Below are 16,254 nucleotides of genomic sequence, written 5' to 3' on the forward strand. Positions count from 1 at the left end.
ACGGGCCCCCTGGGGCCCGGCCCGGTGTCCGGCGGGAGCGACGGTCGCGCCCCCGACGGACCCGGGAAAGCGATGCTTATCTGTCGAGGGCGCGCATCGTCGTGGTCGGGGCTTCCGCCATGACCGAGCTCGGGTTGACGACGCCACCCGTGCTCCACGTCCGCGACCTGGCCACCTGGACGCCTGGGTAGAGCTCGAGCACGTCGCCCATGCCGAGTGCGCGGGCCTGCGACTTGAGCGTGATGCGGTTCTCGTCGTCGATCGAGCCGCCGGGGCGCAGGCCCGTGCCGTTGGTGCTGACGTCCTGCGCGACCAGGTCCGGCCCGTGCAGCTCGATCCGCACGTGGTTGCGGCTGATCCAGCGCCTGGCCTCGTCGGTCAGCCACTGGCCGAGCATCACGCCGCGGTCGGGCGCGCGGCCCACCATCACCGGCTGGTCGGCCGCGACCACGAAGCGTTGGCGGACCACGCCGCCGACGCGGGCCGACATGACCTCGACCCGTGGGCGCGGGCCGCCGTCGCCGAGGCGCTGCTCGTGGCGCGGGCAGGTCGGCGCGCCCGTACGCAGCGTCGGTGGCGGCTGGCCCCCGGGGCGACCGGCCGGCTTCGCGCCGTAGGCCGAGCAACCCGGCTCCGGGCAGCGCCACAGGCGGGACAGCAGCTTCATGCCGACGGGTGACGGATCGGCGTGGCCGGGCTGGGCGCCGCCGCCGACGCGGGCGATCAGGGTCGGGCCGCCGGGGCCCGAGACCGGGGCGAGCAGCCGGCCCGGCTGGGCCAGCCAGCCGTAGCGCTGCCGCGCGCCGTCGAACCTGTTGCGGCTCAGCACCGGCAGGCCGAGCAGCTCGGCGACCTCGAGGATCCGGTCGCCGGGGTGGTGCAGCACCTCGATGCGGCCGTCGTCGGCCCAGCGGCGCACCACCATGCGCTCGTTGGAGGTCAGGTCGGCCTCGGAGATCAGCGCGCGCGGCGCGATCACGTAGACCGGGACGTTCTCCTCCTCGAGCTGGCGGCCCAGCGCGTCGAGCGCGATGCCGAGGCGGAGCAGGGTCGCCGGGCGGCCGCCGTCGAGGTCGACGAACCGGCTCACCTCGGCCAGGTCGATCACCGCACGGGCCAGCGCGGGGTCGAGGCAGAGCCGTCCCTCGATCGCGTCCAGCACCCTGCTGATTTCGAATCTCATCTGAGCGCTTCCCTGATGATCGTGTCGATGCGGCCGGCCAGGTCCACGTCCTTGCCGGTCACACCGCCGGCCGAGTGGGTGCTCAGGGTGAACCGCAGCCGCCGCCAGCGGATGTCGATGTCGGGGTGGTGGTCGAGCCGCTCGGCGACCTCGGCGACGCGGTCGACCACCGCGATCGCGGCGGGAAAGCTGGCCAGCTCCGCGTCGCGGCTGATCCCCGTGGGGTCACCCGCCCAACCGTCGAGTCCGGCCAGCGCCGTCCGGAGGTCGTCGGCGCTCAACACCTCTGCCACGCACCAGACCCTACCGCCCGAGCGCGTGGGCGCAATGCCCGTTACGAGCAGCTCACGGGCGGTGGTGGTGCGCCACGACCGCGTGGTGGTCGGCGCCGTCGTGCGCCATCGGGTCCGCGTGCACCAGGGCCGACCCCAGCCGGGGTACGGCGTGCAGCAGCCGATGTTCCGCCGCCACCGCGATGTCGTGGGCGGCGACCACGTCCAGTCGCGCGTCGACCACGATCTCGCACTCGGCCCGCAGCCGGTGGCCGATCCAGCGCAGCCGCGCCGTACCGATGTCGAGCACGCCGGCCGTCTCGCGCAAGGTTCGCTCGACGGTGTCCAGCAGGGCGGGGTCGACCGCGTCCATCAGTCGCCGGTACACCTGCTTGGCGGCGCCGGCCAGCACGACCAGGATCGCGGCGGTGATCAGCAGGCCGACGACGGGGTCGGCCCAGCGCCAGCCGAGTGCCAGGCCGCCGGCGCCCACCAGCACACCGAGCGAGGTGAAGCCGTCGGTACGCGCGTGCAGCCCGTCGGCGACCAGCGCGGCCGAGCCGATCCGCCGGCCGACCGTGATCCGGTACCGGGCGACCACCTCGTTGCCGAGGAAGCCGAGCACGCCGGCCACCGCGACGGCGGGCAGGTGGTCGACGTCGGCGGGGTTCAGCAGCCGGCGGATCGCCTCGACGGCCGCGACCACCGCGGACGCGGCGATGAACAGCACGATCACGATGCCGGCCAGGTCCTCGGCCCGCCCGTACCCGTAGGTGTAGCGCCGGTTCGGCGGTCGCCGCCCGACCACGAACGCGATGAACAGGGGCACGGCGGTGAGCGCGTCGGCCACGTTGTGCAGCGTGTCGCCGAGCAGCGCGACCGAGCCGGACCAGGCGACGACGACGGCCTGCAGCGCCGCCGTGACGGCCAGCACGGCGAGGCTCACCCAGACGGCGCGGATCCCGGCCCGACTGCCTTCGAGCTCCCGGTCGACCTGGTCGGCGGTGTCGTGCGAGTGCGGGCGCAGGGCGTGCCGCAACCGGTGCCACCGGCCGCGGTGCGGGTGGTCGTGGTGCGGCATGCGCTCATCATCGCCCGGTCGGCCCACCAAATAACTCGTGGCCGCCAATCTGTCCGTCGGCGGGTCGGGCGGTCCCGCTTAGCTGTTACGCATGTGGATACGACGATGTGTCACGGGGCTTGGTCTGGCGGTCGTGCTGGCGATGACGGGGTGCGGTGATGCCGCGGCGCCCGTGGTCGGCGCGCCGGCCACCACCAGCGCGGCCGCGCCCGCTGACCCGCGCGCCGAACTCGCCGCCGCCGTGCGGAAACTCGACGGGACGACGATGAAGATCAGCCAGAAGTCACCGGGCACGACCAGCACCGGCGCCCTCGACGCCGGCCGCCGGCTCGGCGACATGCGGATGCAGGTTTCGGCGGCGGGGCGCTCGGTCGAGATGGAGGTCCGCGCGGTCGGCAGCGACGCCTACGTCCGGGCCGAAGGCCTGCCCGGCAGCGAGGGCCGCAAGTGGCTGAAGCTCGACGGTTCGCGCCTGGCCGGCACGCCGTTGGACGTCTTCCCGGCCGACGACCCGTCGGGCGCCAATCGCCTGGTCAACGCCTTGTCCGACATCAGCAAGGACGGCCCGGGCCGGTTCAGCGGCACGATCGACCTGACGAAGACGAGCCCCAACAAGACCGTGGCGGCGATGGGCGACAAGGTCCGCGCGCTGCCGTTCACCGCCACGGTCGACGACGAGGGACGGCTCTCCTCGACCGAGATCGACATGACCTCGGTCGACGCGAGCCTGGGCAAGACGACGACGACCTATTCCGACTTCGGCACAGCGGTCAACGTCAAGGCACCGCCGGCCGCCGAAACGGTCCCGGCCTCCGACGAACTGATCAAGCTGATGACAGGCAGCTGACCGCGGGACGATAACGCCCGGGTCCGGCGGGCAACGGCACGTCGGATCCGGCACCGCCGCACGGGCCGCCGGCTTCGGTGCAGGCCGCACACCACCGCGGGTCCGCGCCACCGCGCACGCCTGACGGCAACGCGGGCCGCGGCGCGGCCATGCGAGCCCGTGCGGTCTGCACCATCCGGCTATTTCGTATATTTCGGTCTCGGCGCGCCTGTCGACGTCAGTGCGGGCCGTCCGGCCAGGTCGTCGCGCCGCGGCGCGCGTACCCCGGCGGATCGGTCTTTGGCGCTTGATCGACGTTTGTTGTTGGGGCGGATCGGGCACGTTTGCCCGCATGCGACGACTAGCGACCTCCGGGCTCGGCGTGTTCGCCGCCCTTTGCATCGGGCTCGCCGGTTGCGGCACCACGACCGCACCGGGCGCGTCCCCCTCCACCACCCCTTCGGCCGGCGGCTCCGCCGAGCCCTCGGCCCCCAGCGCGGCGACCGCGGAACTGACCGCCGCAGCCCAGAAGCTCAACGACGACACGGTCAAGGTCACCCTCGAGTCGAGCAGCGTCAACAGCACCGGCAACCTCGACCCGCGGTCCGACAAGGCCACGATGACCCTGAAGATCGGCAACAACTCGACCATCGACCTGCGGTCGATCGGCGAGGACGCGTGGCTGCAGGCGACCGGCGTGCCGGGTGTCGAGCCGGGCAAGTGGCTGCACATCGACGGCGCCCGGCTGGCCGGCACGAGCTTCGACGCGCTGCCCGACGGTGACGCGGCCGGCGCCGGCAAGTTCGTCGAGCGGATGGCCGACGTGACCAAGTCGGGCGACGGCAGCTACGCCGGCACCATCGACCTGGCCAAGGTCTCCGGCAGCGGCGTCTCGGTCGACGTGCTCGGCGGCAAGGGCAACGCCGTGCCGTTCACCGCGACCGTCGACGACCAGGACCGGCTGAGCAAGCTGACGATCGACCTGAGCGCGATCGACCCCAACCTCGGCACGATGACCACCACGTACTCGGACTTCGGCGCGCCGGTCACCGTCGCCGCGCCGCCGGCCGCCCAGGTGGTCGAGGCACCCGAGTCGCTGCTCCAGGCCCTCGGCGCCAAGTAGGACATTCCTCCCCCCTCCCGTACCCCCGCCGGCGCCCCTGCTCCGACGGGGGTACGGGCCGTTCTCACCGCGCGACGCTGTCCATGTAACGCAGCGCCTGCCGGTACGAGTCGATCAACCCGGCCCAGTGGTACGGGATGCCCCGCTCGGCGCAGTACGCCCGCACGATCGGCGCCGCCCGGCGCAGGTTGGCCCGCGGCATGCTCGGGAACAGGTGGTGCTCGACCTGGTAGTTCAGCCCGCCGAGGGCGACGTCGACCCACCGGCCGCCGAGCACGTCACGCGAGGTGAGCACCTGCTTGCGCAGGAAGTCGAGCTCGTCCTCCGCGGTCAGCACCGGCATGCCCTTGTGATTCGGCGCGAACGAGAGTCCCATGTAGACGCCCCAGAGCGCCTGGTGCACGGCCATGAACGCGATCGCCTTGCCGAACGGCAGCACTGCGAAGACGAGGCTCAGGTAGCCGACGGTGTGCAGGACCAGCAGCAGCGCCTCGGCCCGCTTGTGCCGCATCGGCACGTCGAAGAGCGCCTTGATGCTCGACACGTGCAGGTTGAGCCCTTCGAGGGTGAGCAGCGGGAAGAACAGCTTGGCCTGGTTGCGGGCCATCCAACGACCGAAGCCGGTACGCTTCGCCGCCTGCTTCTCCGTCCAGACCAGCACGCCCTCGCCGACGTCGGGGTCGTGGTCCTCGTGGTTCGGGTTGGCGTGGTGCCGGTTGTGCTTGTCGATCCACCAGCCGAAGCTGAGCCCGGTCGCCAGGTTGCCGGCGGTCAGCCCGGCGATCTCGCTGGCCCGCCGGCCGCGGAACATCTGCTTGTGCCCGGCGTCGTGCCCGAGGAACGCGACCTGCGTCGTCGCGACGGCGAGCAGGGCGGCGATCGCGAGCGTCCACCACGAGTTGCCCACCAGCACGAAGGCTGCCCAGGAACCGGCGAACAGCAGGCCGGTCAGCCCGATCGTCAGCGCGTACCGGCCTGGTCGTCTCCGCATCAGGCCGGCCGCCGCGATCTCGCGGGAGAGCTGGGCGAAGTCACTTCCGCGTCGTTCCTGGGCGATCACAGTCATGCCCACCAGCGTCCCGGCCGCGCGCGCCGCGCTGAAGCCCGTGATCCCCCGAACACCTGGTGGTGCCAGCCCTACCATCGTGATCACGTCATTCTGGATAAAGCCCCGCGAACCCGCCGTAGGTCACGAATACGCCGTTCATAGGTCACGGCCACAGAGATCAACACCAGACCCCCAGCAGCGAGGTACGCCCAGCGCGGCAGCCGATCCCCCACCGCCACCTCGTGGACGACGAGCGCGACGAGCGTGCCCCCGCCGGCGACGACGGGCGCCTGCCAGCGGCGATGGGCGCCCACCAGCACGATCACGACTGCGCCGGCACCGAGCAGCAGGCGCCGCTCGACCTGCCCACCGCCGACGACCACGGACGCGAGACTGGGCAGCAGCGCGGCCGCCAACCCGGGACCGAGCGCGAGCCAACTCCCCAGCCGCGGATCACGCCGCAGGGCGACATAACCGATCACCAGGGCCAACCCGGCAGCAGGCAGGGTGTACGCCTCGCGCAAGGCGACCTCCCAGGTGGCCAGCAGCAGCCACCAGGCGAGCAGCTCACTGCCGGCGGCCCCGAACGCGAGCCACCGCCGGGCGCCGGTGCCGGGCAGCACGGCCCTCACAGCGAGCACGGCCCCCCAGGCGGTAGCGACGGCGGCCGCGAGCCGCGGATCATCGGCCGCGAGCAGGAGGGCGGGGAGCACGGTGACATGCCCGACCGCGTCGACGGCCCGCCCTTCGAGCCCCGGCCGCCGACGGCGCAGGAGATAACCGAGAGCCAACGCGAGGGCGCCGACGCCCAGCACGGGGAAAGCGGCCCGCCCGACAGGAAGATCGACGGCCAGCACGGCGGAAACGGCGAAGCCGATCCCGGCGGCGACGGTCGCCAGCCACCCGGTGACCCGGGTCCCTGCCGTCGCGCCGACCGCCCCGACGACGGCACCGCTCACGATCAGCACCCCGAGCGCCACGAGGGTGGCAGCTTCGGTCGGCAGCAGGCCGGCGGTCCCGGCCCCGATCAACAGCACCGCCGGCACAGCGGCCGCACCACCGACGGACCGCAAGGCGCCGACGAGGGCGAAGCCGATGCCGGCGGCAAGCGTGACGGCGGGCACGACGGGCCACGGCACGCCGAGGGTCACCAGCACAGCAAGCACCCCACCCGCGGCAAGAAAGGCGGCGGCGAGGACAGCGACGCCGGCATAGGGAGCCCGATCCCCGAACGCCCGCCGCCCCCACGACCTGCCTTCCAGGCGATCCCCCTGCCCCTGCCCAACGCTCCCGCCGGTCGCGGACTCCGGCACCCCCGGCGGGCCGCCCAGATCCGGCCCAGCCAACGCCAGCCCCACCGCACCGTCCGATCCGTCCCCCTCGGCCGGATCGGCGTGGCCCGCCTGCATACATCCGTCAGGGCCGGACTCCGTCGCTCGCCGGCCCCTGCCCGATTCGTCCCCCTCGGCCGAATCGGCCACCCCTGCACGCGCACCCTCAGAGGTTTGCGCTGCCGGTGGAACGCCATCTGAGCTGGTCTTCTCGGCCAGACCCGAGCGAAGCGCGCCACCGATTGTGGTGAGGGCGGTGGGGCGGCGGGTCAAGGTCAGGGCGACCAACGCCAGGATCAGCACCGCCGCGGCCGGGCCCGCGGCTATCTCGACTCCGCCGGACGGAGACAGGCCGGTGCCCGACGGCGCGCCGGTCCAGGCCTCGCCCAACCACCGGTAAGGCGCCACCACCACCGCGCCCAGCGCGGGCAACGCCGCGTACAGGGTGCGGGCGCCGACCGGCACCGCAGCCGCGGCGAGGGTCAACCGGGCCGGCCGCGCTGACTGGACCGGTGCCGCTAGCGCGAGCACCAGCAGCGCCGCTGCCGGGTAGACGCCTGCCGGCTCGTCCACGGCGGACAGTTCCGGCCAGACGCCCGCCAGGGCCGCGCAGACCGCTACGGCGCCAGCGGACGCGTACCCGGGGATGTTCCGAACCCGAACCAGCGTCGCGGCCAGTGGGATCGCGACGGCGGCCAAGCCCGCGCGGGCCGGCCACGCACCGCCCGCCCCCGCCGCGTAGACCGTGGCCGCGACCGCCGCCGGCACCGCCGCGATGCCCGCCGCCCACCACCACGCGGCGCCGCGCACCGATCGCAGCACCGCCGCCGCGCCGAGCAACGCCAACGCACCGAACACCGCTGCCGTCGACCACGGGCGGGCCAGGCCGACCAGCACGCCGTGGCCGGCCAGGGCCGCGGCCGCCACCGTCGGCGCCAGGGCCGGGCGGAGTGCCAGCAACAGCAGAAGAGCCACGGCCAGGTCCATCGTGGACAACGCCCACCACGGCAGCGGCAGCCAGGTCGGCAGCGCCAGCACCGTCAGCACGCCGCCCGCCGCGATGGCCGCGGTCACGGCCCGTCGCGGCACCAGCAGGGCGACCGCGCACGTGCCCAACACCAGACCCGCCGGCAGTTGCCAGTCCAGCGGCAGGTCGCCGGCCGCGACGCCGACCGCCCGGAACGCCGGCTGTGAAGCCGTCATGGTCGCGATCCCGATGCCCAGCGCCAGCACACCGGGCGCCAGCAGGAAAGCCGCGGCCGTGAGCAGCGCGCCCAACCGGGCGACCCGCACCCGCAGCGCCACCAACGCGATCGCCAGCACCGTGCCGCCGGCCGCGATCAGCAGCAGCGAACCGTGCCGCGACGCCACGGGCGCGAGCACCGCCACCGCCACCGCCGGCGGCACCGTGGCCGCGCCCGCGACGCCCAGCCAGCGCACGCCGCCGACCGCTCCCGCCGCCAGCAGCGCCGCCACCAGCAGCACCGGCAGGCCGATCAGCAGGTCCGGCGTCCGCTCGTCGAACAGCAGCGCTCCGAGCGCGCACACCCCCGAGCCAACCTGGGCGCACCCGAAGCCGATCCAGCCCGCCAACCGGGCCGCACCCGAACCGCCGAAGCGGACCACCGCGAGGTCGGCCGCCGCGATGCCGGCGAAGGCCAGTGCCCAGCCGGCGGCCGGCGCGTCCCACCACGCCGCGAGCAGCGGCAGCACCGGTTGCGCCGCGACGAAAGCCGCCAGCCGCGGTGCGCCGAGGCCGGTCACGCGGCCGTACCCGACGCCTGCCGCCACCGTCACGGCGCAGACCGCCGCCCCGTAGCCGGTGCCGTCGACGTCGGCGAGGCCGAGCAGGTCCACGTACCAGGCCGCGTACCCGTCGAGCACGATCAACAGCATCCCGAGCGCCGCGAACGTCTGCGCCGTCGAGCGCAGCCCGCGCCACAGGGCCAGCGGCGGCACGGCCAGCACCAGCGTGGTCACCGCGGCCAGGATCACGGCCCGCGCCGCGATCTCGTACGTCGCCCAGGCCACGCCGGTGAACACGATCGCCGCCGCGCCGACGAGCAGGCCGCCCAGCACGAACAGCACGTTCTGCGCGGTCCGCCGACTGGTCTCCGCGGCAGGAACGGGCGCCGGAGAAGCCGCGCGAGCAGGCACAGAGACGGGCCGCGACGAGCGGACCCGCGCCGCCACCTCCTCCCGCCGCCGGTGCAGCGCCGCATACCGCGACGACACCTCGGCGTACGCGAGCCGAGCCTCTTCGAGCGGCCCACGAAGCGCCGCCAACTCACCGTTGAGCCGCAGCACCTCCGCCGCGTCGGGATCGGGCCCCCGGCCGCAGCCGGAGCAACCGGTCGCCACCGTCGCGGGCGCCTGGCAGGACGGGCACGGATACGTCACGCTCCGGATCCTGCTCGCCCCGGAGCAGGCTCCACAGAGTGCGCGTACTCAGGTGGTGCTCAGGTGGTGCTCAGGCGGAACCCCCACGGGCCGGTTCTCCTCGACCCACGCGTCGATCTTGGCCCACCACTCGTAGAGCCACTCGATCCGCTGCTCCCGTTCCTGCGGCACGTCCTCCGGCGGCACCGACCAGAACCGCATCGTGAGCTGCTTGTCCATCGGCAGCTCGCGCCACACGTCGCCGACCGTGAGCATCCGGTCGAGGCCGGTGTGCGCCACGAAGATCACGCCGGCGTCGGGCGCGGCGTCCAGCGCGGCCAGCAACCCACCGGGCCGTGGCGCGAGCACGTTGCGCATCTTCTCCGCCTTGGCCGCCATCCTGTAGAGGCCGCGCGAACGCAGCAGCTCGATCGCCCGCAGCCGCCGGCGCGGGGTGAAGTTGCCGCCCTCCGGGAAGATCACGAACGCGTCGTTCTCGTCGAGCCCGACCGCCAGGTTGCCGACCAGCTTCTCCAACCCGTCGGGGTCGCGCTGCGGTGCGATGAACCGGTTCGGCAACCGGTTGAGCATCACGTCGACCGCCGGATCCCACTGCAGGCTGTCCTTGAGCACGATCCGCGGCTCGCGGTCGAACCAGTTCACCAGCGCGTGTACGAGCACGAACGAGTCACCGGGCCCGGCGTGCCGGCAGACCACCAGCTCGGGCCGCCCGGGCTGGGCGGTGTCGGGATCGCTGCCCGCGATGTCGAGCCGCAGCTTGAGTGTCCACTGCGCCTGCGCGAACAGGAACCGCAGGAACGCGCCGGTCAGCACGTAGTGCGCCCGCTGGAACGCCGGCGATCGTACCTTCCAGCCGAAACCGGACGCGACCCAGAGCGCGAACATCGTGATCAGCGCGACCGCGTCCCAGACCACGTAGACGGTGCCGAGCCAGATCACCCGCAGCGGCCGCAGCCGCCCGGGCACCAGCGGCGAGGCCGCCGAGGCGAGCAGCAGCCAGGCCGGCAGCGTGGTCAGCAGGACCACGGCGAACGCGATGACCAGCGGCGCGAGCACGATCCGCCGCAGCCAGCGGGGCGGGAGTGGCATCAGGCGTCGTCCCGGCCGGCCGACGGGTGCTGGGCGAGATAACGCCGGGAAGCCGTGTACGCGCGGCTGATCCGGCGGCCGACCGCGGCCATGTCGCGGTAGGCCCAGGGAGTGTCGTCACGGGGCTCATGGCCCCCAGTCGGAAGCACGTGCACATGTACATCGTCGGGCAACGCCGCCAGCTCACGTGCGAAACGGTGCCGCCGCGCGATCTCGAAAGCCACCTGGGCCACCTCCCACGGCCGGCGCGGAGGCATCAGCGGGCGCTCGATCCGGCCGACCTGCAGCACGAAGATGTGCCGTGCCCCACTGCTGACCGCCTCCCCGATCGGGATCGAGTTCACGATTCCGCCGTCGACGTAGTGCTCCTCGCCGATCCGCGCCGGCGGCAGCAGCCCCGGCACACTCGCGCTGGCCAGCACCGCGTCGACCAGGGGGCCGGCGGAGAACCAATGCTCGGCGGCCCGCTCGATGCTCGCCGCGCAGCACCGGAACGGGACCTTGAGCTCCTCGAACGTCGTCAGCTCGCCCAGCTCGCGCTCCAGGAGACGACGCAAGGGCAAGGGCGAGTGCAGGTGGGTACGCGCGGCGAAACGACGCAGCTGCCTGGCCACGGAGTCGCCGTACACCTCGCTCGCCTCGGGGCTCGCCCACAGCCGCACCAACCGGTCGGTGACCGCCTCGGTCGGGTCGGCGGCGACCAGCGCGCCGTTGACGGCGCCGATCGAGGTGCCGATCACCAGGTCGGGCTTGATGTCGGCGCGGAACAGCGCGCGCAGCATGCCGACCTCGACGGCGCCGAGCACACCGCCACCACCCAGCACGAACGCGACCCGACCGGCACCCACACCCTCATCCTGGCACGACAGCGTTTCCGCTTCCGGTTGACAAGCCACGGGGCATCGCCGAGATTGAATCGATCCCCCATCGCCGGCAGGTGCTGACCTCATGTCCACGCTCACTCCGGGCGCCCTGCTCGCCCGTCGCTACCGGCTGGTCGACCGGGTCGGCGCCGGCGGCATGTCGGTCATCTGGCGGGCCCGCGACGAGGTGCTCGACCGTACGGTCGCGGTCAAGGTGCTCTCCGCCGCGCTGGCCGCCGACGCCCGGTTCCGCGACATGGTCCGCGACGAGGCCCGGGCCGCCGCCCAGCTCGTCCATCCGCACGTCGCTACCGTGCACGACTACGCGGAGACGGTCGCGCCGGACGGCACGGTCACCGCGTTCGTCGTGCTGGAGCTGCTCACTGGCGAGGAGCTGGAGGCCAAGCTGACGGCGGGGCCGCTGCCCTGGCCCGAGGCGGTGCGGGTGTGCGCCGAGGTGGCCGAGGCGCTGGCCGCCGCGCACCGGCTCGGCATCGTGCACCGCGACGTGACGCCGGCCAACGTGATGCTGACCGCGACCGGCGCGAAGGTGCTCGACTTCGGCATCGCCACCCGGATCGGGGCGCCGGACGAGGACGCCGAGGGCGAGACGTTCGGCACGCCGGCCTACGTGGCGCCGGAGCGGCTCGACGGGACGCCGGCGCAGCCCGCGACCGACACGTACGCGCTGGGTGTGCTGCTCCACGAGACGCTGACCGGTCAGGTGCCGGTGCCCGCGGACACGTGGGACGACCTGACCCGGGCGCTGGCGTCGGGGCTCGTCCCGGGGCCGCCGGAGGTGCCGGGGCTGCCGGCCGCGGTGGCGACGCTGTGCGTGCGGTGCCTGAGTCGCGATCCGTTGGCGCGGCCGACCGCGCACGCCGCGGCGACGGAGTTGCGGGCAGCGCTGTCGCCGGTCGCTTCTCCGTCTACAGTGGAGTCGCGGCGGCCGCGGCGGGCCCTGCTGGTGGCCGCCGCGATCGCCGCCGTGCTCGCGGTCGGCGCGGCCGTGCTGGTGCCGTTGTTCCGCGCCGACCCGCCGTACCCGGGCGGGGTCGTGACCCAGCCGACCACCGGGCCGGCGCGTCCGCCCGGGCCTGGACCGACCGACAAGCCGCCGAAGCCGCCGCCGCCGACCGCCGGCACGCTCGGTGAGGCGCTGCGCCGCATCGAGGGTGTGATCAACGAGGGCCAGCGGGCCGGCGACATCCGCGCCGACGCGGCCGTCGACCTGCGCAACCTGCTGCGCCAGCTGCACGGGCCCGAAAGCCGCGCCGACCGCGTGGTGCAGCTCCGCGAGAAGGTCGCGGTGCGGGCGGGCGAGGGCGCGATCAGCGGCGCGTACGCGGAGCGCCTCGACCTAGCGCTGGCCGGCTTTCCGCACATCTAGGCGGATCCGGGCGCCGGCGCGGTCGAAGAGCAGCAGCCGGTCGAGGTCGACGGCCAGCTTGAGCTGCTCGTCCCGCCTCGGCAGGCCGGCCGCGGGCACCCGCACCACCACCTCGCCCACGGGCGGCGGCTCGCCCGGTAGCTCCGGGTCGTACGCGGGATAGAAGCCGTATTCCGTGCGGGCCGCGACCGGCCGCGGCGCGTCCCGCATCAGCGCCGCCGCCTGCGGACCCGGCAGCTCCAGGCGGGAGCGTTCGGTCGAGGTGGGCAGGGCACCCGTGTCGACGTGCACCAGCGCCTCGTGTCCGAGGTGCTCGACGCGCCGGACGGTGCCGGTCAGGGACGGGCCGGTGTGGCCGGCGGTGGTCGGCGTCAGCGCGTCGGCCCGCAGCGCCACGCTGACCCGGTCGGTGTGCCGGGACCGCACCGGGTGGTCGGCGGGCAGCTCCACCAGTTGCGAGCCGAGGTCGATCACCACCCGGTCGTCGTCGGCGTAGACGGCGCCCTCCAGCAGGCTCGTCCGCGGCGTGCCAAGGAACGCGGCCACGAACAGCGTCGCCGGGTCGTTGTAGACCTGCTCGGGCGGCCCGACCTGCTGCAGCACGCCACGGCGCAGCACGGCGACGCGGTCGGCCATGGTCATCGCCTCGGCCTGGTCGTGGGTGACGTAGAGCGTGGTCACGCCGATCCGCCGGGCCAGTGCGGCGACGTCGGACCGCAGCTCCGCGCGGAGGCCGGCGTCCAGGTTGGACAGCGGCTCGTCCAGGAGGAAACCGAGCGGCCGGCGTACGATCGCCCGCGCCATCGCCACTCGCTGGCGCTCGCCGCCGGACAGCGCGCCCGGCAGCTTGCGCAGCAGGCCCGAGATGCCGAGCTGGTCGGCGACCTCGCCCACCCGGGCCGACACGTCGGTCGCCGTCTCGTGCCGGACCCGCAACGGGAAGCCGATGTTCTGGGCGACCGTCAGGTGCGGGTAGAGCGCGTAGTCCTGGAAGACCATCGCCAGCCGCCGCTCGCGGGACGGCAGATCGTCGACCACCTTCCCGTCGATCAGCACGTGCCCGCCGGTCGGCGTCTCCAGCCCGGCCACCAGGCGCAACATCGTCGACTTGCCGCAACCGGTCGGCCCGAGAAGCACGAGGAACTCGCCGGGCGCGGCCCGCAGGCTCACCTGGTCGACCGCGACCGTGCCGTCCTCGAAGACCTTGGTCAACTCTTCCGTGCCGATGGCGACCAACGCGTTCACCTCCCTGAGCAATGGTGAAACGTCGATGACCATCGACGCCAGGGCATTCTCGGACTAGTAGGTCCAGCACTACCCCGGAGTTATCCACAGGGGTAGGGCGCTCCCGCCCGTCCGTCACTAGCGTTCTCGCCATGACCGCCTTGCGAGCCCTGGCCAGACCGACCTTCCTGCGCACCGCCTGGCCCTGGCGATCGATGGGCTACCTGATCACCACGGCGCCGATCGGCTTCGTCGCGACGCTGGTGTTCGGCACCGTCGCGCTGCCCTGGGTGATCGCGGCCGACCGGCTGATCCGGCGCTCGACCGAGCTGTCCGGTTCGCAGCTCGCCCTGCTGGTCGTCGCCGGCACCCTGCTGCTCGGCACGGTCGCGCCGGTCAGCGGCGTGGTGCTGGGCGCCGTCGAGCGGTTCCGACTACGCCTGGTCGACGACGAGCCGCTGCCGGGCCTGCCGCCGCCGAGGCCGGGCCACTGGTTGCGCTGGCTCCGCGACCGCTACACCGACCCGGCCACCTGGCGCGCGGTCGTCTACGGCTTCGCGCTCAGCTCGCTGGTGCCGCTGGTCTACTTCGTCACCGGCATCGCCCTGCTCATGGTCGTCGCGCTGGTGTCGAGCCCGTTCATCGTCAGCGCGGGCGACCCGATCACGATGGGCCGGGCCGCGGTCGACACCCCGGCGGAGGCGCTGCCCTGGGCGCTGCTCGGGCTGGCGCTGCTGCCGGCCGTGCCCTACCTGCTGGGCCTGGTGGCGGGCGCGCACGGCGCGCTGGCCCGGGCGCTGCTGGGCGGGGCCGACGAGCAGGCCCGCAGCCGGTTGGCCGAGGTGGTCAGCTCGCGGGCCCGGCTGGTCGACGGGTTCAGCGCCGAACGCCGCCGGATCGAGCGCGACCTGCACGACGGCGCGCAGCAACGGCTGGTCAGCCTGACCCTGCAGCTCGGCGTGGCCCGGCTCGACCTACCACCCGACAGCCCGGCGGCCCGCAGCGTCGAGGTCGCGCACGACCAGGCCAAACAGCTCATGGCCGAGCTACGCGAGCTGATCCGCGGCATCCACCCGCAGGTCCTGACCGACAGCGGCCTGGCCGCCGCGGTCCGGGAGCTGGCCGACCGCTCGACGGTGCCGGTCACGGTGGCGATCGACCTGCCGGAGCGGCCGGTCGAGCACGTCGAGTCCACCGCCTACTTCGTGGTGACCGAGGCGCTGGCCAACGTGGCCAAGCACAGCGGGGCGACCGCGGTCACGGTCTCCGCCCGGCGCGACGGCCGCACGCTGGTCGTCGAGGTGACCGACAACGGCCTGGGCGGCGCCGACCCGACCGACGGCAGCGGGCTGACCGGGCTCGCCGACCGGGTGGCCGCGGTCGGCGGCACGACCCGCCTGTCCAGCCCGGCCGGCGGTCCGACGGTGCTGCGGGTCGAGCTGCCGTGGCGGTGATCCGGACGGTGCTGGCCGAGGACGGCACGCTGCTGCGCGAAGGCCTGACCGGCATCCTCGACCGCTTCGGGTTTTCGGTCACGGCCGCGGTGGGTGACGCACCGGGCCTGCTCGCCGCGGTCGCGGCCGAGGTGCCGGAGCTGGTGGTCACCGACATCCGGATGCCGCCGGGCTTTACGGACGAGGGGTTGCGAGCGGCGGTCGAGCTACGCCGCCGCCACCCGGGGCTGCCGGTGGTGGCGCTGAGCCAATATGTGCAGCAGAGCTACGCGGCGGACCTGCTCGACTCGGGCGACGGCCGCGGCGTCGGCTACCTGCTCAAGGACCGGGTGGTCGACATCGAGGACTTCATCGCGGCCCTACGCCAGGTCGCCGCGGGCGGCACGGTGGTCGACCCCCGGGTGGTCACCCAACTGGTCCGCCGTCGCCGCGACCCCCTGGCCCAACTCTCCACGCGCGAACGCGAGGTCCTGCAGCTGGTGGCCGAAGGCCACTCCAACGCGGCCATCGCCCGCTTACTGGTGGTCTCGGAGGCGGCGGTAGGCAAGCACGTCGGCAACATCCTGGCCAAACTCGACCTCCCGCCAGACGACGACCGCAACCGCCGCGTGGTCGCGGTCCTGACCTACCTACGAAACGCCTGAGGCCGCCGGCTTAGCGCGACCCCACCAGCCGTCGCGGTTGCTCCGGTCCGACCCGCAGGCTGCGCCCGCCGGGCTGGCCACCGCGAGGCGACGGCCCTCGGCTGCTGCCTCGGCCACGCTCCGCCTGCGGCACCCGCAATCGGCAGCGGGTCGGTATCCGGCGGGTTGCCGCGTACCGGCCTGGTTATCCGGCGCCGATAGGCCTCGGGCCGTCAGGCCTCCGGGCCTACCGCGTCGGGCGTCGGGCGTCGGGCGTCGGGCGTCGGGCGTCGGGCGTCGGGCGTCGGGCGTCGGGCGTCGGGCGTCGGGCGTCGGGCGTCGGGCGT

13 protein-coding genes are annotated in these 16,254 nt (G+C 73.9%); 5 read left to right on the forward strand and 8 right to left on the reverse strand.

All coding sequences use genetic code 11. The annotated features are described in order from the left end of the window. Positions 1-76: 76 nt before the first annotated feature. From Asi02nite_RS20435 to Asi02nite_RS20445, 3 genes are read right to left on the reverse strand one after another with little or no spacing between them, the layout of a single operon-like run. A complete protein-coding gene (locus Asi02nite_RS20435; protein ID WP_203715222.1) occupies positions 77-1,183 on the reverse strand; it encodes an FHA domain-containing protein in 1,107 nt (368 codons plus the stop codon). After that, the gene (locus Asi02nite_RS20440; RefSeq protein WP_203715223.1) at positions 1,180-1,476 is read right to left on the reverse strand and encodes a 4a-hydroxytetrahydrobiopterin dehydratase; all 297 of its coding nucleotides are present in this window, start codon (positions 1,474-1,476) and stop codon (positions 1,180-1,182) included. The genes Asi02nite_RS20435 and Asi02nite_RS20440 overlap by 4 nt, the downstream gene beginning before the upstream one ends. Positions 1,477-1,528: 52 nt before the next feature. Further along, positions 1,529-2,536, reverse strand: a complete 1,008-nt coding sequence (locus Asi02nite_RS20445) for a cation diffusion facilitator family transporter (RefSeq protein ID WP_203715224.1) — start codon at positions 2,534-2,536, stop codon at positions 1,529-1,531. A 91-nt stretch (positions 2,537-2,627) separates the two neighbouring features. On the opposite strand from Asi02nite_RS20445, the gene Asi02nite_RS20450 reads away from it, so the two are divergent. Then, positions 2,628-3,383, forward strand: a complete 756-nt coding sequence (locus tag Asi02nite_RS20450) for a hypothetical protein (RefSeq protein WP_203715225.1) — start codon at positions 2,628-2,630, stop codon at positions 3,381-3,383. A gap of 331 nt (positions 3,384-3,714) precedes the next feature. Then, positions 3,715-4,485 carry a hypothetical protein gene (locus tag Asi02nite_RS20455; protein ID WP_203715226.1) on the forward strand — a complete coding sequence of 257 codons (771 nt, stop codon included), beginning with the start codon at positions 3,715-3,717 and terminating at the stop codon, positions 4,483-4,485. Between the two features lie 64 nt (positions 4,486-4,549). Here the strand turns inward: Asi02nite_RS20455 and Asi02nite_RS20460 are convergent, their stop codons facing one another. The 4 genes from Asi02nite_RS20460 to Asi02nite_RS20475 all read right to left on the reverse strand — a co-directional run bounded on the left by Asi02nite_RS20460 (position 4,550) and on the right by Asi02nite_RS20475 (position 11,201). Next, positions 4,550-5,551: a fatty acid desaturase family protein gene (locus Asi02nite_RS20460; RefSeq protein ID WP_203715227.1), complete on the reverse strand. Its 1,002-nt coding sequence runs from the start codon at positions 5,549-5,551 to the stop codon at positions 4,550-4,552. 83 nt (positions 5,552-5,634) lie between these two features. After that, positions 5,635-9,264, reverse strand: a complete 3,630-nt coding sequence (locus Asi02nite_RS20465; RefSeq protein WP_203715228.1) for an SCO7613 C-terminal domain-containing membrane protein — start codon at positions 9,262-9,264, stop codon at positions 5,635-5,637. A 48-nt stretch (positions 9,265-9,312) separates the two neighbouring features. Then, the gene (locus tag Asi02nite_RS20470) at positions 9,313-10,353 is read right to left on the reverse strand and encodes a 1-acyl-sn-glycerol-3-phosphate acyltransferase (protein ID WP_203715234.1); all 1,041 of its coding nucleotides are present in this window, start codon (positions 10,351-10,353) and stop codon (positions 9,313-9,315) included. Beyond that, positions 10,353-11,201, reverse strand: a complete 849-nt coding sequence (locus tag Asi02nite_RS20475; RefSeq protein ID WP_203715242.1) for a patatin-like phospholipase family protein — start codon at positions 11,199-11,201, stop codon at positions 10,353-10,355. Before Asi02nite_RS20475 ends, Asi02nite_RS20470 begins: the two co-directional genes overlap by 1 nt. A gap of 100 nt (positions 11,202-11,301) precedes the next feature. On the opposite strand from Asi02nite_RS20475, the gene Asi02nite_RS20480 reads away from it, so the two are divergent. Continuing rightward, complete coding sequence (locus Asi02nite_RS20480) at positions 11,302-12,606, forward strand: serine/threonine-protein kinase (RefSeq protein WP_203715244.1); 1,305 nt, start codon at positions 11,302-11,304, stop codon at positions 12,604-12,606. On the opposite strand, the gene Asi02nite_RS20485 is transcribed toward Asi02nite_RS20480, so the two are convergent. Beyond that, positions 12,577-13,851 carry an ABC transporter ATP-binding protein gene (locus Asi02nite_RS20485; protein ID WP_373312293.1) on the reverse strand — a complete coding sequence of 425 codons (1,275 nt, stop codon included), beginning with the start codon at positions 13,849-13,851 and terminating at the stop codon, positions 12,577-12,579. The genes Asi02nite_RS20480 and Asi02nite_RS20485 overlap by 30 nt on opposite strands. 131 nt (positions 13,852-13,982) lie before the next feature. On the opposite strand from Asi02nite_RS20485, the gene Asi02nite_RS20490 reads away from it, so the two are divergent. Both Asi02nite_RS20490 and Asi02nite_RS20495 read left to right on the forward strand, forming a co-directional pair. After that, the gene (locus tag Asi02nite_RS20490; protein WP_203715248.1) at positions 13,983-15,284 is read left to right on the forward strand and encodes a sensor histidine kinase; all 1,302 of its coding nucleotides are present in this window, start codon (positions 13,983-13,985) and stop codon (positions 15,282-15,284) included. Next, complete coding sequence (locus Asi02nite_RS20495; protein ID WP_203715260.1) at positions 15,281-15,928, forward strand: response regulator; 648 nt, start codon at positions 15,281-15,283, stop codon at positions 15,926-15,928. The genes Asi02nite_RS20490 and Asi02nite_RS20495 overlap by 4 nt, the downstream gene beginning before the upstream one ends. The last annotated feature ends 326 nt before the right edge of the window (positions 15,929-16,254 follow it).

The organism is Asanoa siamensis (assembly GCF_016862555.1).
Taxonomy (GTDB): Bacteria; Actinomycetota; Actinomycetes; order Mycobacteriales; family Micromonosporaceae; genus Asanoa; species Asanoa siamensis.